Consider the following 18058-nt stretch of genomic DNA (forward strand, 5'->3'; position numbering starts at 1 on the left):
ACCGGGCGCCGTGGTCCGGTGGGAGGCATGGATCAGGAGCTGGCAGGCAAGGTCGTCGTCGTCACCGGTGCGAGCCGGGGCATCGGTCTCGCGATCGTCCGCGCGCTTGCCGCCGAGGGCGCCGTGGTCGTCGCCGGGGTGCGGTCGTCGAACGCCGAGCTGGAGTCGGTCGGCGGCTCGGTGCACATCGTCACCGGCGACCTCGCGACCGCCGACGGTCCAGGCCTGCTGATCGAGGCCGCGGTCGCCGCGCACGGGCGGCTCGACGTGCTGGTCAACAACATCGGCGGCGTCCGCCCCCGCCTCGACGGGTTCGCCGCGGTGACCGACGAGGACTGGCTCTGGGCGCTCGCGACGAACCTCATGCCCGCGGTCCGGGCGACACGAGCCGCCCTGCCGCACCTGCTGGCGAGCGCGCCGTCGTCCGTCGTGACGATCAGCTCGGTCAACGCGGCGCTGCCCGACCCGGCCGTCATCGACTACAGCGCGGCGAAGGCGGCGCTGACGAACTTCAGCAAGTCGCTGTCCCGCGAGGTCGGCCCTCAGGGGGTCCGCGTCAACACGATCAGCCCCGGCCCGGTCGCCACCGACCTGTGGCTGGGCGGCGGCGGGGTCGCCGAGACGATCGCCGCCCGCACCGGTCGGAGCGCCTCGGAGGTCGCCGCCGGCGCGGCCGCCGACTCCGCGACCGGCCGGTTCACGCGTCCCGACGAGGTCGCCGACCTCGTCGTCCTGCTCGCCGGGTCCCGCGCCTGGAACGCCACCGGCATCGACATCCGCATCGACGGCGGGCTCGTCACCACCCTGTGACCGGCTCTCACCCACCGAGGAGACCACCATGCCCGCACGGACCACCCGCGCCGCTGTGCGCACGCTCGCCGCGACCCTCCTGTTCGCCCTCGCCGCCGCGTTCACCATGGGCAGCGCGAGCGCCCACCGCCCGGACGCACCCCGGCCGACGATCGTTCTCGTGCACGGAGCCTTCGCGGACGCGTCGAGCTGGTCGGAGGTCACGCAGCGGCTGCAGCACAAGGGCTACACCGTGTACGCCCCGGCCAACCCGCTGCGCGGCATCGCCCCCGACGCCGACTACCTGCGCTCGTTCCTGGCGACCATCACGGGTCCGGTCGTGCTCGTCGGCCACTCCTACGGCGGCGCCGTCATCACCAACGCCGCCACCGGCAACGAGAACGTCCGGGCCCTCGTCTACGTCGCCGCGTACGCGCTCGACGAGGGCGAGAGCATCGGCGCCGCCAACGCGCTGGGCGGCGGCACCGCCCTGCTCGGCCAGCACATCGTGGTCCGGCCGACCGTGGGCGCCGCACCCGGTGACGTCGACGCCTACATCGACCCCGCGTACTTCCGGGACGTCTTCGCGGCGGACCTGCCCGCGTCGCAGGCCCTGGTGATGGCGGCCGGCCAGCGCCCGCTGCTCGCCTCCGCGCTGGGCACCCCGTCCGGCGTCCCCGCCTGGCGGACCATCCCGTCCTGGTACGTCGTCGCGACCAAGGACCACGCCATCCCCCCGGAGGCGGAGCGCGCGATGGCGGCCCGCGCCGACTCCCGCACCGTCGAGCTGAGCACCTCGCACGTGCCGATGCTCAGCCGCCCCGACGCCGTCGTCCAGGTCATCCTCAGCGCCGCCGGCCGCTGATCCCTCGTCCCACGTCACCTCGCCCCACCCTCAAGGAGCACCGACATGTCCGAGAACCCGCCCGTCGTCCTCATCCACGGCCTCTGGGTCCACGCCTCCGCCTGGGCCCCCTGGATCGACCTGCTCGCCACCCGCGGCTTCACGGCGACCGCCCCGGGCTGGCCCGGCGAGGCCGCCACGGTCGCGGAGACCCGAGAGCACCCCGAACCGCAGAACGACGTCGGCATCACCGCGATCTGCGAGCACTACGCCGGCATCTTCGAGGCCGAGGGCATCAAGCCGATCGTGATCGGCCACTCGTTCGGCGGCCTGATCGCCCAGGAGCTGCTCGCCCACGACCTCGCCGTCGCGGCCGTCGCCATCGACCCGGCCCCCATCAAGGGCGCCAAGGCCCTCCCGTTCTCCCAGCTCAAGTCCGGCCTGCCGGTGCTCGGCAACCCCGCCAACAAGAAGCGCACGGTCGCCCTGACCGCCAAGGAGTTCCGCTACAGCTTCGGCAACGCGCTCACCGACGAGGAGTCGGACGCGCTGTGGGAGGCCTGGACGATCCCCGGCCCGGGCCGCCCGCTGTTCGAGGACGCCAGCGCCAACTTCTCGCGCCACTCCCCCGCCGAGGTCGACACCCACACCGCCGTCCGCGGCCCGCTGCTGCTCACCTCGGGGTCGGTCGACCACACCGTCCCGGCCAAGGTGACGCGCCAGGTGTTCGACCTCTACGCCGACAACACCGCCTCGACGACCGAGTACCACGAGTTCGAGGGCAAGGGCCACTCGCTGACGATGGACGCCGGCTGGCCCGACGTCGCCGAGGTCGTGCTCGACTGGCTGGCGGGGAAGGGCTTCGGGGTGTCGGCGTCCTCGGCGGCAGGCTCGGTGTCGTAGGGCGATCGTGGAGGGCGGCCTGGCGGACGACGACCCTCGCCCGCCAGGCCGACGGTCGTCGCTCGGCCGTGTCGTGCGAGAGGCGTCAGCCCTGAGCGCTCGCCATCGACGGCGCGGAGCTCGCGCCGGGAGTCGCCACGGTCGGGCGACCGATGACCGCGGCCGCCGCGAGGTCCTGGCACGTGAGGACGGCGTCGGTGAGCATCGCGACGAGCGCGTCGTCCGCGTCGGACGCCGCGGAGACGGTCGTGAGCGAGAGGTCGACGATGCCGCGCGTCAGTCCGCGAACGTGCCGCGGCGCGCCCATCTCCCGCGTGAACTCCTCGGCCCACGCGGTGGCCGCCTGGACGGTCGCGAGCGCCTCGGTGGTCGACGTGCGCCACTCGGCCGGTGCGCGCCCGTCCGTCGGCCCCAGCAGCCGGTCGAGCGTCAGCAGGGCGACAGCGAGCTCGCGTCCGTCCTGCGCTCCCGCCCGTCGCAGGGCGTGCCGCACGGCGACAGCGGCGATCTCCAACGACCACGACCGGTCGTCGCTGCGCGCACCGGCGAGCATCGGCAGCAGGTGCATGAGCGCAGGCCGGGACGCGTCGCCGACGCGGTCGTTGACCACGCGAGCGAGGTGGGCGAGGAGGGGATGGGTGCACTCGGGGTGGTCGCTCCAGCGCTCACCGGCGAGCAGGCTCACCCACTCCATGAGGCAGCCCCCGTCGCGGGGGTCCCGATGATGCCCGACAGCGAGCATCGGAAGAACGTCGGGGAACGTGGAGTCGTCGCGCACGTCGAGCACCTCCGACCGAAAGGGTCTGCTCAGTGTCCGTCGGCCGGGCGTCCGCGGCAAGGGTGGAGTGCGTGACCGGAACGGTCAGCTCGCCTCGGACCGGCCCGCCCGCCAGTAGCCCATGAACGCCACGGCCTTGCGGTCGACGCCGCACTCGGCGACGAGGTGCCGACGCAGGGTCTTGATCACGGCGGCCTCGCCGGCGAGCCAGGCGTAGAGCGCGGCGTCGGCCCGCAGGGGCGCACCGGACGCGTCGACGGGGACCTCCCAGAGCAGGCCCTCGTCGATGTCCACGTCCTCCAGCTCGACGTCCGGCGCGGGCGCCTGCCCGGGCAGGAGTCGGGCGGCCGCGGACTGGACCGCCGGGACGAGCATCTCGCCGTGCGGCCGGCCGTCGCGGCCGTACCACCGGACAGTCACGCCGTCCGGGGCGGCCAGCGGCAGGCGGTCGCCCGACAGCGGCATCTCGATGAGGGCCTCGCCGCGCGCGTCGGCGGGCAGCCGCTCGAGGATCCCCGCGATGGCCGGCAGCGCGGTCTCGTCGCCGGCGATCAGCAGGCGGTCGGTGTGGGGCGGGGGGACGAAGTCGACGCCGCCGTGCGGGCCGGCGGCGTCGGCGTTGGGGCCCAGGATCACCAGGTCGTCGCCGGGGGCCGCGGACAGCGCCCAGCGGGAGGCGGGGCCGAGGTCGCCGTGCAGCACGATGTCGACGTCGACCTCGCGGCGGTCCTGGCGGACACCCCGGGCCGTGTAGGTGCGGATCGGGTGGCGGCGGTCGTCGGGCATGGCACGCCAGCGGCCGTACCAGTCGTCGCTGCCCGACAGGCTGAGCAGCTCGTCGTAGGAGGCGTCCGCCAGCGGCAGGAAGAACTTGATCCGCTGGTCGAAGCCGTTGTCCGCGAAGCGGTCCAGGTCGTCCCCGGTGAACGTCACGCGCAGCACGCTCGGGCACATGGTCTGCACCGCGGCCACCTGCACGGCGAACATGCGGAAGGGCAGCGCGGGGGCCTCGACTGACACGGTCACGTCGTCCAGGGTAAGGGAAGGTGAGGCTGTCCTCACCCGGGCGTTCGTCACACTGCGCTCCTTCGGGTCCGCCACAGCAAGGCGATGAAGTACGGGGCGCCGATCATGGCCGTGAGCAGGCCGGCCGGGATCTGCGCGGGGGCGATGACCGTGCGGCCCAGGGTGTCGGCGACGCTGACCAGCAGCGCACCCAGCAGGGCGGCCACCGGGATCACGCGGACGTGCGACGAGCCGACGAGCGAGCGGGCCAGGTGCGGGGCCATCAGCCCCACGAAGCCGACGACGCCGATCGCGGACACCGCCACGGCCGTGAGCAGGGCGGTCACCACGAGCACCCCGAGGCGGGTCCGTTCGAGCTGCACGCCGAGCACGCGGGCCACGTCGTCGTCGACCGCGAGCACGTCGAGGTCGCGGCGCCAGCGCAGCACCAGCGGGGTGAGGACCAGCAGCGCGATCGCCACCGGCCACACCTGCGCGGCGGTCCGCCCGTAGGTCGAGCCCGACAGCCAGGTCAGCGCCATCGTCGTGTTGTACGGGCTGGTCAGCACGACGATCAGCGTGATGAGCGACGTGGCCACGGCCGAGACGCCGATGCCGACGAGCACCAGCCTGTCCGAACTGAGCCCGCGACGGTTCGCCAGGCCGTAGACCAGCGCGAACGTGGTGAGCGCGCCGACGCAGGCGGCGGCGGAGACGACCCAGATGGTCGTCCCGGGGACCAGCACGAGGGCCAGCACCGCACCGACGCCGGCGCCGCCCGTGATGCCGAGCAGGCCGGGATCGGCCAGCGGGTTGCGCGCGACCGCCTGGACCGTGGTGCCCGCGAGCCCGAGGGCTGCGCCGGCCAGCAGCGCGGCGAGCACGCGCGGGGTGCGCTGGTCGAGGACGAAGCTGACCTGCCGGCCGCTGACCCCCGCGAACCAGTTCGCGACGTCCCCCATCAGCAGCACTCGGTCGCCCAGCAGGAAGCCGGCGACGAGCGCGGCCACCACGGCGACGACGAGGGTGCCGACGACGAGCGCGACACGCCGCCGGGACGCGGGGTGCGCGCCGACCGCGGCGGTGCTGCGCGCCGGGCTGGAGTCGCGCAGCCGGCGCGCGAGCCAGACCATGATCGCCGCGCCGAACAGCGTGGTGACGACGCCGGTCGGGACGGCGACGCCCGCGACGCCCGGCACCGCCAGACGCAGCAGCACGTCCGCGGCGAGCACCACGATGCAGCCGGTCAGCGCCGCGAGGGGCAGCAGCAGCCGGTGGCGCGCGAGGCCCGGCACCCGGCCGGCGACCAGCTTCGCGATGACCGGCGCGCTGAGCCCGACGAACCCGATGGGCCCGGCCACCGTCACCGCGAGCGCGGCCAGCAGGACCGCGAGCAGCACCGTGACCACGCGGGTGCGCCGGACGTCGAGGCCCAGCACGGACGCGGTGTCGTCGCCGAGCGCCAGGACGTCGAGCCGTCGCGCCCACAGGACGAGAACGGTCCCGGCGAGCAGCACCGCCGGCGCCGCCTGCAGCACCTTCGTGGTGCCGGACTGGACGATCGAGCCCTCGCCCCACGCGAACATCCCCTGCGTCTCCTGCGCGAACAGGATCATCAGCAGGATCGTCACCGACGAGAGCGCGAGCATGGTCGCCGACCCCGCCAGCACCAGCCGGGTCGGCCCCTCGGCCCCGCCGCGCGCGATGGCCAGCACCAGCGCGGCGGCCGCGAGCCCACCGACGAACGCCAGCGCGCCGCTCACCGCGAACGGCAGCGCGAACCCGGTCACGGCGGCGAGGACCACGGTGAAGTACGCCCCGGCGTTGACGGCCAGGGTGTCGGGCGAGGCCAGGGGGTTGCGCGCGACCGACTGCAGCGCGCTGCCGGACATGCCGAGCGCGACCCCGACCAGCAGCCCCGCGAGCACCCGCGGCGCGCGCGACGCGACGAGCACCGCGAGGGTCTCGTCGTCGCTCGAACCCGTGAGAAGGCCCAGGAGGTCCCCCAGCCCGACGTGCGACGTGCCGAGCGTGAGGTCGACGGCCGCCAGCACGACGACGACGGCGATCGCGACGACGAACACGCCCGCGATCCGCCCGGGTCGCGCCCGGCCGGCCGGCTCCCGCGGAGCGGGCACGACGGCAGGATCCGCGGACGTGACGCCTGCACTCGTCGGTGCATCCACGCTCATGGCGGCGGCTCCCGGGGACCCGAGCTCAGGCGGTGATGGCGGCGACGGCGGCGTCGATGAACGCGGCGCCCGACTGCGGGCCGCCGAACATCCAGATGCCGTCCGGCAGGCGGGTCGTGGTGCCCGCGACGACGAACGGCAGCTGCTCCCAGATCGCGTTGCCGGTCAGCCCGTCCTGGAAGGCGTCGCCGCCGTCGGTGTCGTTGCCGACGTAGAGGAAGTGGAGGTCTCCCAGGCCGGTCAGGCCCTCGACGTCGGTCTGCGCGAGGCCGTAGTCGGGGTCGCCCTCGCCGGTCCACGCGTTCTGCAGACCGAGCAGGCCGGCGACGCCGCCGAGGAAGGAGCCGGGCGTGTACATGCGGATGGAGACGGCGCCGTCGGCCACCCAGCCGTCGGCGAACGTGAAGGCGGCACCGGCCTCGCCGGCCTCCTCGAGCGTCGCCCTGGCCTCGTCGACCTTGGCGTCGAAGACCGCGAGCGCCGCCTCCGCCTTGTCCGAGGTGCCGGTCGCCTCACCCAGGATCTCCAGCGTGCTGCGCATCGTGCCGATCGGGTCGGTCGCGTCCGAGCCGCGGAGCGCGATGACCGGGTACTCGGCCTCGATCTGCGCGATGACCTCGACGGGGAGGTCCGTCGTGGTGACCACGAGGTCGGGGTCGAGCGCCGCGATGGCGTCGAGCGACGGCTCCCCACGGAAGCCGACGTCGGGCGTCGACGCGTCCAGCGGCACGACGGTGTCCCACATGTTGTAGCCCGTCACGTCGGCCGCGCCGACCGGGGTGACGCCGAGCGTCAGCAGGTTCTCCGTGAGGCCCCACTCGAGCGAGACGACCTTGGTCGCGGGCGCGTCGAGCTCGACGGTCCCGCGGTCGTCGGTGATCGAGATCGGCGCGCCGGTGGCGGCGGCCGACTCGGAGGGCGCGGCGCCCGCGGCCTCCTCGGTGGTGCCGCAGGCGGCGAGCAGCAGGGCTGCGCCGGCCAGCAGGGCAGGGAAGGTCAGCGTGCGCACAGGAGTGTCCTCTGAGGTCGGTGAACAGGGCGTGCTAGACGGTGGTCAGGTGGGACCGGTGCGTGTGCTTCCCGACGGGTCGGGTGCGCACGCGGCCGGTGCGCTCGTCGCGCGCCACCTCGATGCGGATGCCGTACGTCTCGGTGAGCGCGTCGGCGGTGAGCACCTCGTGCGGCAGACCGGAGCCGACCACCACGCCACGGCGCAGCAGCACCACGTGGTCGGCGACGGCTGCGGCCTGGTCGAGGTCGTGCAGGACGACGCCGACGGCCACGCCGTGGTCGTCGGCCAGGTCCCGCACCAGGTCGAGGATCTCGACCTGGTACCGGAGGTCGAGGTAGGTCGTCGGCTCGTCGAGCAGCAGGACTCGGGTGTCCTGCGCGAGGCAGGTGGCCAGCCACACGCGCTGGAGCTCGCCGCCGGACAGCTCGTCGACGCCGCGGTCCGCCATGGCGGCGACGCCGGTGACCTCCATGGCCCAGGCGATCGCGCGCGGCCCGTCGGCGTCGTCCTGCCGCCACCGCCCGCGGTAGGGGTGCCGGCCGTAGCCGACGACGTCCCGGACGCTGACCCCCGACGGAGTCGGCCGCGACTGCGACAGGAGGGTCACGCGCCGCGCGAAGTCCTTGGCGGACAGCGTGTGGGCGTCGGGGACGTCCGGGAGGCTGACGGTCCCGCTGACCGGGGTGTGCAGCCGCGCGAGGGCGCGGAGCAGCGTCGACTTGCCCGAGCCGTTGGGGCCGATGAGCGCCGTGACCTGGCCCGGCAGCAGGCGCAGGTCGGCCGATGTCACGACGACGGTGCCGTGGTACGCGAGCGTCAGGTGGTCGCCGCGCAGGGCCGCCGGGGTGGTCACGAGGTCAGGTTAGCCTCAACTAAGTAAGGATTGCCAAACCTCATCCGGATGCTGAACGGGAACGGCTACACGACCCCGCCGAACGCCAGGCCCAGCAGGTACGTGGCGGCCGCGGCGCCGTAGCCGATGGCCAGCTGACGCAGCGCACGCTTGGCGGGCGACGCCCCGGACAGGACGCCGACCGTCGCGCCCGTGGCCAGCAGCGCGAGCCCGACCAGGAACGCCGCCCAGGCGACGGCGACGAGCCCCTCTGCGCCCAGCAGGTACGGCAGGACGGGGATCGCCGCGCCGGACGCGAAGAAGCAGAAGCTCGCGGCCGAGGCGCCCACGGCCGTGCCGACGGACTCGTGCTCGTCGACCTCCTCGTCGACCTCCGGGTCGGCCAGCGCGTCGGCCTGGTCCAGCGATGCCAGCACCTCGTCGGCCCGCGCCTGGGCCTCCTCCGTGTCCATGCCCCGGGCCCGGTAGACCAGCGCCAGCTCGTTGGCGTCGACGTCGAGGTGCGGCAGCGCGGCGCGGGCGGCCTGCCCGGGCCGCGACGCCTCGAGCAGCTCGCGCTGCGACCGCACCGACACGTACTCGCCGGCGCCCATCGACAGCGCGCCCGCGAGCAGGCCCGCCAGGCCCGTGAGCAGCACCGTCGCGGTCGACGCGCCGCTGGCGCCGATGCCGAGCACCAGCGCCAGGTTGCTCACCAGGCCGTCGTTGGCGCCGAAGACCGCGGCGCGGAACGTACCCGAGATCCGGTTGCGGCCCCGGGTGGCCAGGCCGCGCACGACCTCCTCGTGGATGGCCTCGTCGGCCGCCATCGCCGGCGTGGCGTCCTCGTCGTCCTCGTACCCGGACCGCGACTCCGCCCGCTGCGCGAGGGCCAGCACGAACACCGAGCCGAACCGGCGGGCCAGGAACCCGAGGGTGCGCGTGCGGAAGTCGCCGCGCAGGGGCCGGCCCACGTCGTCGCCCAGCAGGTCGAGCCAGTGCTGCTCGTGCCGGCCCTCGGCCTCGGCCAGCGCGAGCAGGATGTCCCGCTCCTCACCCGTGCGTCGGGAGGCGATGTCGCGGTAGACGGCGGCCTCGGCGCGCTCGTCGGCGAGGTACTTCCGCCACCGGCGGACCTGGGCCCGGGAGGGCTGCTGACGGGGGGGAGAGGTGGTCGGCACTGGTCCATGGTCGCAGCCGCGCGCGGGCGGATCGGGCTTCAGAGGGGTGTTCAGGTTGCCGAATCATCGGTTGTGCAGAACCGTGGCGGGAACCGACGGAAGGCCATCGTGGCTTTCGTGCCCGTTCCACGCTCCGGGAGGCTCCCGATGTATGCCGAGATGCCGGTGGCGCCCGCGCTCTCCGCGATCGCGCCCGCCAGGCACTGGGCGCGGGAGCGACTGAGCGAGGCCGGCGTCGACGACGGGCGCCTCGAGCTGCTGGTCCTGCTGGTCAGCGAGCTGGTGACCAACGCCGTCGCGCACGCCGACCCGCCCGTGACCCTGCGCGTGCACGTCGACGACGAGCGCACGCGCGTCGAGGTCACCGACGGCGTCCGCGAGGTGCCCGTGGTCCGCAACCCCCCGCCGGACGCCCCGGGCGGGCGCGGCGTGATGTTCGTCGACCGGCTGGCGTCGAGCTGGGGCACCGTCGAGGAGAAGGACGGCGACGCGGTCAAGGCCGTGTGGTTCGAGCTGCGGCACGACGACGCGAGCGAGCTGGACCGCTTCGGCCGCTGACGCCTCCGGCCAGTCTCCGGTCGCCCTCCGGTCAGTCTCCGGTCAGTCTCCGGTCACCGGAAGACGACCGTGTAGACCTGTGCCAGGCGACCGTCGCGGACGAACCCCATGTCGACCCCGCTGACCACCGGGGGCTCACCGGCCGGACCGAGCTCCCACGCGAGGTAGCCCAGGTCTCCCACCTGGTAGATCTCCCCGGCCGGCCGGAATGCGAAGCCGGGCGCGCCGTCGAGGATCGCCTGGGCCTTGGCGTGCAACGGGTCATGGCCGCGGGTCTCGCCCTCGGCATCGACGAAGACGACGTCCTGCGTGTAGGTCCGGCGGATCGCGTCGGCCCTGCGGTCCGGGTCACGCTCGCCGAAGACCTCCAGCAGGTTGGCGCGCATCAGGGAGTCCAACGGGTCGGCCACGGCATCTCCTCAGGTCAGGTGATCGTCCAGGCAACGTAAGCGGGCCGCCCGGCCGAGCAACAGGGCCGGCTACGCGTCGGCCCACGCCTCGCGGTCCGTCCGGACGGTGAACCCCGTGCGCCCCGCCTCCTCGATGGCCAGGCCGAGCAGGTGGTCCTGGCAGCCGTCGGCCAGCGGGTACGGCGCCGGGCCGTCGCCGCGCACCCACGCGCCGGTCGCGTCGAGCAGGGAGGCCACCGCGATGTCGTCGTCGGCCAGCCGGGCGCCCTGGAACGGGTTCCGGTAGAGCACGCCGCCGTCGAGGCTCAGGTGCTCCAGGTCGAAGCCGTCGAGGTTCTGCTCGAGCCCCGTGACCCGGCGGACGATCGTCGAGCTGAGGACGGTGCGCTCGTCGACCCAGCGCGTCACGGTGTCGTCGACGATCTCGCCGTGCGAGCCGCGGATGACGATCCGGTTGGTGCGCAGCGGGTTGTGCCACTGGTTGTCCGTGAAGTCGTACAGCCCGCTGCGGCCGCCGCCGAAGTCGAGCGTCGCGAGGATGTTCCACGCGTCCGCGGGCTCGGTCGCGCCCGTCCAGCCGTCGCGGGCGAGGGGGCCGAGGAGCGGAGCGGTGAACACCGAGGCCCGGACCTCGACCTCCCCGCGCCCCGCGTCGAGCAGCCGCCGGATGAGCCCGACCGCGTGGTACAGATGCGTCGACGAGATCTGTACGCTCGTCGGCGTCCCGATCAGGCCGCGCTCGACGACCGCGATCCGGGCGGCGTGCGAGGGCATCGCCGGGCTGTGCTCGGCCACCTGCACCAGGCCCGACGAGCCGACGTCGGCCCACAGGTCCCGCAGCCCGTCGGCGTCCGGCGCGGGCGGGGTCTCGGCCAGCACCGGGATGCCGAGCTCCACGAGCTCACGGATCGCGTCCGGGGTCACCGGCCACGGCGTCGAGACCACGACGAACTCGGGCCGGTCGGTGCCGCCGTCCGGGACGGCCCCCGTGACCAGCTCCTCGATCGTCCGGACGGTCGGCACGCCCCACGACGCCTCGACCTCGGCGCCTCGCTCGGCCGACCGCGTGACCACTCCGGTGACCTGGAACCGGTCCGGCATCAGGCGGGCCATGCGGACGAAGAACTCCGCCCGCCACCCGCTGCCGACCACGCCGAACCGGATGGGTGCCTGCTGGGTCATGAGTCGTCCTCGCGAGTCGGATGGATGCGTCACCCGCAGTCAACCCGACACCGGGGCCGGACGTCGCCTGGTCGACGTCGTTCCGCGCGGACGACCGTCAGCGACTGAAGACCATCTCCCAGTTCATCGCCCAGGTGGCACCGCCGTCGCGGGAGAACGACTGCTGCCAGACCGGCCGTCGCGGGTCCCCGGTCAGCCACTCGAACTGCACCCCGACGTCGGCGTCCCGGATGCGCTGCACGCACCGAAACGTGCCGCGCCCGTCGGCGAACGAGCCCACCACGGGCTCGTCGAGCACTCCGGGCGCCCGGTCCGAGCTCCACCAGATCCGCCACACGCCCTCGTCGGGGGAGAACAGCCGGAGCGTGAACCCCTCGAACGCGCCGATCGGCGAGCCGGTCACGTACATCCGGTCGACGTTGCCCCCGTCGAGCACCGGTTCGCACGTGCTGCGGGCGTCGAACTCGATCCACTCGGTGCCGTCGGGATCCGTGACGTCGCGGAGCCGGCGGTTGAGCACCGTCCACGCGCCGTGCAGGAAGTCGAAGTCGCTGCGCATGCCGACGACGCTAGAGCGAGGGTCCGACACTGCCCTCAGTCGGGGGTGACCTCGCTGACCTGCCCGTCCTCGACGTGCCAGCGGCGGGTCAGCCGGACGGTCTCGAGCATCCGGCGATCGTGCGTGACCAGCAAGATCGTCCCGTCGAAGCTGTCGAGCGCGGACTCCAGCTGCTCGATCGCCGGCAGGTCCAGGTGGTTGGTCGGCTCGTCCAGCACCAGCAGGTTGACCCCGCGGGCCTGCAGGAGCGCGAGCGCGGCCCGGGTGCGCTCGCCCGGTGACTGGGACGAGGCCGGCCGGTGGATGTGGTGGCCGCCGAGCCCGAACTTGGCCAGCAGCGTGCGGACGTCGGCGGTGGGCCAGTCGGGGACCTCACGCGCGAACGCGTCGACCAGCGGCTCGTCGCCCTCGAACGCCCGGCGCGCCTGGTCGACCTCGCCGACCAGCACACCCGAGCCCAGGTCCACCGCGCCCGACGTGGGCAGCAGCCGACCGAGCAGCAGGGCCAGCAGCGTCGACTTGCCCGAGCCGTTCGGCCCGGTCACGGCGACCCGGTCCTTCCAGTCGAGCTGCAGGTCGACCGGGCCGAGCGTGAACGTCCCCCGGGTCACGACGGCGTGCCGGGCGACCGCCACGACGGCCCCCGACCGGCCCGCGGCGGCGATCGTCATCTGCAGCTGCCACTCCTTGCGCGGCTCGTCGACGACGTCCAGCCGCGCGATCATCTTGTCCGTCTGGCGGGCCTTGGCGGCCTGCTTCTCCGACGTCTCGCCCCGGTGGTGCTTGACGTGCTTGTCGTTGTCCGTCGCCTTGCGCCGGGCGTTGCGCACGCCCTTCTCCATCCACGCGCGCTGCATCCGGGCCCGCGCGTTGAGGGCGTCGAGCCGCGACGCGTACCCCTCGTACGCCTCCCGGGCACGGCGTCGGGCGATCGAGCGCTCCTCCAGGTAGGAGTCGTAGCTGCCGCCGTAGGTGGAGACGCGCTGCAGGCTCCGGTCGATCTCGACCACGGCCGTCACGGTCCGGCTGAGGAACTCCCGGTCGTGGCTCACGACGACGATCGCGGCCTCCGACCGGTCGACGAACTCCTCGAGCCGGTCCAGGCCGGCGGCGTCGAGGTCGTTGGTCGGCTCGTCGAGCAGGTACAGGTCGTAGCGCGAGAGCAGCAGCGCGGCCAGACCGACCCGGGCCGCCTGGCCGCCCGACAGCGCCGTCATCGGGTGGTCGAGGTCGACGGTCAGGTCGAGGTCGTCGGCCACCGTGCCCAGCCGGGCCTCGAGGTCGGCGCCGCCGAGCGAGAGCCAGCGCTCGAGGGCCTCGGAGAACACGTCCTCGGCGCCCGGCTCTCCCGCACCGAGCGCCTCCGCCGCCTCGTCCAGGGCCAGCTGCGCGGGCGCGACGCCCGTCCGCCGCTCGAGGTGGGCGCGCACCGACTCGCCCTCGACCCGCTCGATCTCCTGGGCCAGGAACCCGAGCTGGGCGTGCGCCGGCGACACCGACACGCTGCCGGAGTCGGGCGGGCGGAGGCCACCCAGGATCCGCAGCAGCGTCGACTTGCCGGCGCCGTTGGGGCCGACGAGCCCGATCACGTCTCCGGGGGCGACGACGAGGTCGACGCCCGCGAACAGCTCGCGATCGCCGAACCCGGCCCCCACACCCTTGGCCTGGACGGTCGCTGTCATGCGGTCATTCTCCTTGCTCGACGGGACTGCGAAGGTACGCGGACCAGGGGCCCGCGTACCTCCTCATTCCCGCCGGCTGTGTCCCGCCCCGCTCAGGCGAGCGCCGCGCGCAGCCCGTCGACCAGCGGCGTCGTCGGCCGGCCGATCAGCGTGCGCAGGTCCGCGGTCGCGTCCGCGAGGTCGCCGCGGCGGATGTCGGCGTCCATCGTCGCGACGAATCCGGCGGCGCCCTCGTCGAGACCCGCCTCGACCAGGATCGCGCGGTGCTCGTCGAACGAGACCTGCGTGGCGACGACGGGCGTGCCCAGCACCTCGGACGCCGCGACGGCCAGCTCGTCGAACGTCCAGGCCACGTCGCCGCTCAACTCGTAGACGCGGTCGTCGTGGTCGTCGCCCACCAGCACGGCGGCCGCGGCCGCCGCGTAGTCGTCGCGGGACGCACTGGCCACCCGGCCGTCCCCCGCGCTGGTCACCAGGACGCCCGTCGTGCGCGCCTGCTCGACCGCGCCGACGTAGTTCTCCGTGTACCAGTTGTCGCGCAGGATCGTGAACGCGAGGCCCGAGGCGCGGAGCAGCTCCTCCGTCGCCTTGTGGTCGGGCGCGAGCACCAGCGAGGTCGTGTCGGCGTGCGGCGCGCTGGTGTAGACGACGCGGCGTGCGCCCGCGGCCTTGGCCGCGTCGATGACGGCGCCGTGCTGGGCCACGCGGCGCCCGGGCACGCTCCCGGAGACCAGCAGGACGGTCTCGGCACCCGCGAGCGCGGCGTCGATCGAGGCCCGGTCGTCGAAGTCGACGACCGCTGTCCTGACGCCGCGCTCGGCCAGCCCGGCGAGGCGGTCGGTGCGGCGCCCGGTCGCGACGATCTGGTCGGCCGGCAGGCCGCCGGCGAGGAGGTGCGTGACGACGAGACGGCCGAGGTGGCCGGTGGCGCCGGTGACGACGACGGACATGGGTGGTTCCTCTCCAGAGCGGGCGTTCTTCTCGTCGGCCGCAACCGTGGTCGCTCCCGCAACCTTCCCTGGAATAGGTACCCACTTCGGCGTAAGGTACGCACGTGCCGGTAAGCAATGAGGTCAGCGCCCTGGGCCGCCTGATGACCGACGGGGTTCTCCCCGCCGCGTGCCCGTCCCGCGTGGTGCTCGACCACGTCACCAGCAAGTGGGGCGTGCTGCTGCTCGTCGCCCTGTCGGAGCGCACGATGCGCTGGGGCGAGCTGCGCCGGGTGGTCGAGGGCATCAGCGAGAAGATGCTCGCGCAGACCCTGCGGACCCTCGAGGCCGACGGCATCGTGCACCGCGAGGTGACCGGCAGCGTGCCGCCGCGCGTCGACTACTCCCTGACGCCGCGGGGCTCCGAGCTGGTCGCCCGGCTGCTGCCGCTGATGGAGTGGATCATCGACAACGCCGACGACATCGTCGGCACCCCCGGGCTGTCCGCCACGGGGTGACGCGGGCCTCACACAAGTTCGCGCCGCCGACTGAACTCCGGCCGCCCCGATGCCGACAACACAGGTGAGCGGCGGTCTCTCGACGCTCCCCCGTGGATCGACATCGAGGAAGGCGGCCGTGTCCACACCCAGCGACGCCGTGCACGCCGCCCTCAGCGCACGACCGCAGCAGACCGCCCACGAGCTGACGCAGGACCTCGCTCGCGCCGGCCTGGCGGGGTTCACCACCGCCGAGGTCGAGCAGCTCCTGCACCGCGATCCTCGGCTCCGCCACGACGGTGGCACCCCGGCCCGCTGGCGGGCGCTCGGCGCCGGCCACGCCTCGACGCTCCTCGACATCCCCCAGCCGCACCGCGCCGCGATGCCCGTGCTGGCGCCTGCCGCGTCGTTCGGGGACCGGGCTGCCGGACGCGCCCCCCAGCCACCCGTCGCCTCCGGCGGCATCCTGCCCGCCGCCGCCTTCGGTGGGCGCCCGTCGGTGCGGCTGCAGTCACACACCGCGACGGGGGCCACGCCCCAGGCAGCGCCTGAGCAGGCGGCCGTCGCGCGGTCGGTCGGACCGGTCGCTGCTCCTCCCGTCACTCAGCCTGTCGCCCCGCCGGTCTCGCGGTCTGCCGCGGCACCGGTCCCGACGGCGCCGGTGCTGCCCGTCCGCGTCCCGGTGATCGCCCGCCCCGCCGCGCCCGGCCCCGTGGACGCACCTCGGCCCGTCGCTCCCTCCGTGCCCGTCGCTGCCTCCGTGCCCGTCGCTCCCTCTGTGCCCGTCGCTCCTTCTGTGCCCGTCGCTCCTTCTGTGCCCGTCGCTCCGCGGGTCGCCGTGGTCCGCCCGCCTGCCGGGCAGTCGTCGTGGGTCCCGGTCGTCGCCGCCCCGGCCGCGCCGCGGACGCCGCCGGCGGTGCCCGCAACCCCGAGCGCCGACGCACCCGTGGCTCCGGCACCCGCCCGAGTCCACACCGCGCCGGTCACCGCGACCTCGGCGCGACCCGACTCGGCCGTCGTTCCGTCGACCACAGGGCCAGCCGTCGCCGCACCCGTCGCTCCCCTCCCGACGCTCGCCGCGCGGCTCGCCCAGCGCACCCACCCGATCGTGGTCAGCGACGAGAAGCCCCCGCCGCCGCCWGCGCCWGCGCAGGCGGCGGCGCCGGCCGTCGCCACGGTCCGCACCGAGCCGGTCGTCGACGCCGTTCCGGCCGCCCCGGTCGTGCACGTCGTCGCGACGCCGGAGCCGACGACCCGCGCCGCGGCCGCTCCCGTCGTCACCGCACCTGAGCCGGTCGTCGCCGCGCCGCCCGGTCCCATGACCGCCCCGGTCGTCGAGCCCCTGGTCCCCCAGCTCGCCGCCGCACCGGCCGTCGAGCGCGGCCCGCTCGCGCCCGGCGGCGAGGTCCGCTACGTCGGCCCGCAGCTGCGGCGCTGGCAGAAGGACGTGCTCGACGCGTGGCTGGCCGCGGACCGGCGCGGGATCGTCGAGGCGGTCAGCGCGCAGGGTCGCGGGGTCGTCGGGGTGCTGGCGGCGTGGGACGCGCTGACCCGGGGCGAGAAGGTCCTGGTGCTGGTGCCGACGACGGACCTGATGGAGCAGTGGTTCGGCACGCTGGAGATCCAGCTGCCGGGGCTGTCGATCGGGCGTCGCGGGGACGGGTGGACGCACACGTTCGACGAGTGCGACGTGCTGGTGTCGCTGGTCAGCGCGGCGTTCGGCAACGACCTGCTGGAGGGGCGTTCAGGCCTGCTCATCGCCGACGAGGTCCACAAGTACGGGTCGGCGCGGCCCGCGGAGACGCTGCGCGCGGCCTTCGGGGCGCGGTTGGGGCTCACGTCGTCGGTCGAGCGGCTGGACGCCGGAGTCGACGAGGTCCTGCGGCCGTACTTCGGCACGGTGCTCGACGGCTGCGACCTGCGCCGCGGCCGCAAGGAGGGCGTGCTCGCGCGCTTCCGGGTGGCGTTCGTCCCGATCGAGCTGGGCGCCGACGAGCAGGCCGAGCACGACGCGCTGTCGCGGCAGATCGCCGAGCTCGAGGCGCGGCTGACCCTGGTGCACGGCTGCCGACCGGCCACGTTCGTCGACGACGTCAAGGCGCTGCAGGGCGGCTGGCAGCGGAACAGCACGGCGGCGGCGGACGCCAGCGCGTACCTGCGCGCAGTGAGCACGCGGCGCGACCTGCTCGCGACGACCCCGGCCAAGCTCGACGCCCTGGCCCGGCTCGCGCCGACGATCGCACGGTCGACCCACGGCGTCGTCTTCACGCACACCAAGGACGACGCCGACTCCGCCGCGACCCGGCTGCGCGCCGCGGGCGTCACCACGGACGCGTTCCACCACGGCCTCGAGACCCGTCGCGAGAGCCTGCGGGCGTTCCGGGACGGCTCGCTCAAGGCGCTGGCGGCCCCGAAGGTCGTCGACGAAGGTGTGGACCTGCCCCCGGTCGACCTGGTCGTCGTGCTCGCGGGCAGCCGCTCGGCGCGACAGTCGGTCCAGCGGATGAGCCCGATCCTGCGACCCACGCAGGCGGACCGGCTGCCGGCCGCGGTCGTGGTCTACGTGCGCGGGAGCATCGAGGACCCGGCGACGGACACCGGCGAGGGGTACCTCGAGGAGCTCGTCGAGGTCGCCACCGAGGCGCGCACGTTCGACGTCACCGCCTCGGGCGCCGCGATCGCCGCCTGGTTCGTCGGCGCGTAGG

General features: G+C 74.4%; 17 protein-coding genes. 6 read left to right on the plus strand and 11 right to left on the minus strand.

Translation table 11 applies throughout. The features are described from left to right. The first annotated feature begins 27 nt into the window (after positions 1-27). The 3 genes from AC1DWH_RS10655 to AC1DWH_RS10665 are packed head-to-tail and all read left to right on the plus strand — an operon-like array spanning position 28 to position 2536. Entirely contained in the window at positions 28-810 is a 783-nt protein-coding gene (locus tag AC1DWH_RS10655) for an SDR family NAD(P)-dependent oxidoreductase (RefSeq protein WP_477093645.1), read from the plus strand. Positions 811-838: 28 nt separating this feature from the next. Next, positions 839-1654: an alpha/beta fold hydrolase gene (locus AC1DWH_RS10660; RefSeq protein WP_477093646.1), complete on the plus strand. Its 816-nt coding sequence runs from the start codon at positions 839-841 to the stop codon at positions 1652-1654. A gap of 45 nt (positions 1655-1699) precedes the next feature. Beyond that, positions 1700-2536, plus strand: a complete 837-nt coding sequence (locus AC1DWH_RS10665) for an alpha/beta fold hydrolase (protein ID WP_477093647.1) — start codon at positions 1700-1702, stop codon at positions 2534-2536. 85 nt (positions 2537-2621) lie between these two features. Here the strand turns inward: AC1DWH_RS10665 and AC1DWH_RS10670 are convergent, their stop codons facing one another. The 6 genes from AC1DWH_RS10670 to AC1DWH_RS10695 form a co-directional block, all read right to left on the minus strand. Then, the gene (locus AC1DWH_RS10670) at positions 2622-3314 is read right to left on the minus strand and encodes a hypothetical protein (protein ID WP_477093648.1); all 693 of its coding nucleotides are present in this window, start codon (positions 3312-3314) and stop codon (positions 2622-2624) included. An 84-nt stretch (positions 3315-3398) separates the two neighbouring features. Then, entirely contained in the window at positions 3399-4340 is a 942-nt protein-coding gene (locus AC1DWH_RS10675; protein WP_477093649.1) for a siderophore-interacting protein, read from the minus strand. Positions 4341-4387: 47 nt separating this feature from the next. Next, entirely contained in the window at positions 4388-6511 is a 2124-nt protein-coding gene (locus tag AC1DWH_RS10680) for an iron ABC transporter permease (protein ID WP_477093650.1), read from the minus strand. A 25-nt stretch (positions 6512-6536) separates the two neighbouring features. Next, entirely contained in the window at positions 6537-7520 is a 984-nt protein-coding gene (locus tag AC1DWH_RS10685; RefSeq protein ID WP_477093651.1) for an ABC transporter substrate-binding protein, read from the minus strand. 34 nt (positions 7521-7554) lie between these two features. Beyond that, positions 7555-8376 (minus strand): ABC transporter ATP-binding protein, encoded by an 822-nt coding sequence (locus AC1DWH_RS10690; protein ID WP_477093652.1) that lies wholly within the window; start codon positions 8374-8376, stop codon positions 7555-7557. A gap of 65 nt (positions 8377-8441) precedes the next feature. Next, positions 8442-9536, minus strand: a complete 1095-nt coding sequence (locus tag AC1DWH_RS10695; RefSeq protein WP_477093653.1) for a VIT1/CCC1 transporter family protein — start codon at positions 9534-9536, stop codon at positions 8442-8444. A 147-nt stretch (positions 9537-9683) separates the two neighbouring features. On the opposite strand from AC1DWH_RS10695, the gene AC1DWH_RS10700 reads away from it, so the two are divergent. Then, on the plus strand, positions 9684-10094 hold the full coding sequence (locus tag AC1DWH_RS10700; protein ID WP_477093654.1) for an ATP-binding protein: 411 nt from the start codon (positions 9684-9686) through the stop codon (positions 10092-10094). A gap of 53 nt (positions 10095-10147) precedes the next feature. On the opposite strand, the gene AC1DWH_RS10705 is transcribed toward AC1DWH_RS10700, so the two are convergent. From AC1DWH_RS10705 to AC1DWH_RS10725, 5 genes are all read right to left on the minus strand, one after another. Next, positions 10148-10504 (minus strand): nuclear transport factor 2 family protein, encoded by a 357-nt coding sequence (locus AC1DWH_RS10705; RefSeq protein ID WP_477093655.1) that lies wholly within the window; start codon positions 10502-10504, stop codon positions 10148-10150. A gap of 69 nt (positions 10505-10573) precedes the next feature. Then, on the minus strand, positions 10574-11686 hold the full coding sequence (locus AC1DWH_RS10710; protein WP_477093656.1) for a Gfo/Idh/MocA family protein: 1113 nt from the start codon (positions 11684-11686) through the stop codon (positions 10574-10576). A gap of 97 nt (positions 11687-11783) precedes the next feature. After that, positions 11784-12245, minus strand: a complete 462-nt coding sequence (locus tag AC1DWH_RS10715) for a hypothetical protein (protein ID WP_477093657.1) — start codon at positions 12243-12245, stop codon at positions 11784-11786. 35 nt (positions 12246-12280) lie between these two features. After that, positions 12281-13927 (minus strand): ABC-F family ATP-binding cassette domain-containing protein, encoded by a 1647-nt coding sequence (locus AC1DWH_RS10720; protein WP_477093658.1) that lies wholly within the window; start codon positions 13925-13927, stop codon positions 12281-12283. A 92-nt stretch (positions 13928-14019) separates the two neighbouring features. Next, complete coding sequence (locus AC1DWH_RS10725) at positions 14020-14877, minus strand: SDR family oxidoreductase (RefSeq protein ID WP_477093659.1); 858 nt, start codon at positions 14875-14877, stop codon at positions 14020-14022. A 104-nt stretch (positions 14878-14981) separates the two neighbouring features. Between AC1DWH_RS10725 and AC1DWH_RS10730 the strand changes: the two genes are divergently transcribed. Then, complete coding sequence (locus tag AC1DWH_RS10730) at positions 14982-15374, plus strand: winged helix-turn-helix transcriptional regulator (protein ID WP_477093660.1); 393 nt, start codon at positions 14982-14984, stop codon at positions 15372-15374. A 118-nt stretch (positions 15375-15492) separates the two neighbouring features. Further along, the gene (locus AC1DWH_RS10735; protein ID WP_477093661.1) at positions 15493-18057 is read left to right on the plus strand and encodes a DEAD/DEAH box helicase; all 2565 of its coding nucleotides are present in this window, start codon (positions 15493-15495) and stop codon (positions 18055-18057) included. Position 18058 lies beyond the last annotated feature (1 nt).

Source organism: Cellulomonas sp. P2_F12, assembly GCF_056403775.1.

Excerpts from the sequence above, each read along its gene's own strand:
- AC1DWH_RS10655 (WP_477093645.1), top strand. The coding sequence starts at position 28 with ATGGATCAGGAGCTGGCAGGCAAGGTCGTCGTCGTCACCGGTGCGAGC.
- AC1DWH_RS10660 (WP_477093646.1), top strand. The coding sequence starts at position 839 with ATGCCCGCACGGACCACCCGCGCCGCTGTGCGCACGCTCGCCGCGACC.
- AC1DWH_RS10665 (WP_477093647.1), top strand. The coding sequence starts at position 1,700 with ATGTCCGAGAACCCGCCCGTCGTCCTCATCCACGGCCTCTGGGTCCAC.
- AC1DWH_RS10680 (WP_477093650.1), bottom strand. The coding sequence starts at position 6,511 with ATGAGCGTGGATGCACCGACGAGTGCAGGCGTCACGTCCGCGGATCCT.
- AC1DWH_RS10700 (WP_477093654.1), top strand. The coding sequence starts at position 9,684 with ATGTATGCCGAGATGCCGGTGGCGCCCGCGCTCTCCGCGATCGCGCCC.
- AC1DWH_RS10710 (WP_477093656.1), bottom strand. The coding sequence starts at position 11,686 with ATGACCCAGCAGGCACCCATCCGGTTCGGCGTGGTCGGCAGCGGGTGG.
- AC1DWH_RS10715 (WP_477093657.1), bottom strand. The coding sequence starts at position 12,245 with ATGCGCAGCGACTTCGACTTCCTGCACGGCGCGTGGACGGTGCTCAAC.
- AC1DWH_RS10720 (WP_477093658.1), bottom strand. The coding sequence starts at position 13,927 with ATGACAGCGACCGTCCAGGCCAAGGGTGTGGGGGCCGGGTTCGGCGAT.
- AC1DWH_RS10725 (WP_477093659.1), bottom strand. The coding sequence starts at position 14,877 with ATGTCCGTCGTCGTCACCGGCGCCACCGGCCACCTCGGCCGTCTCGTC.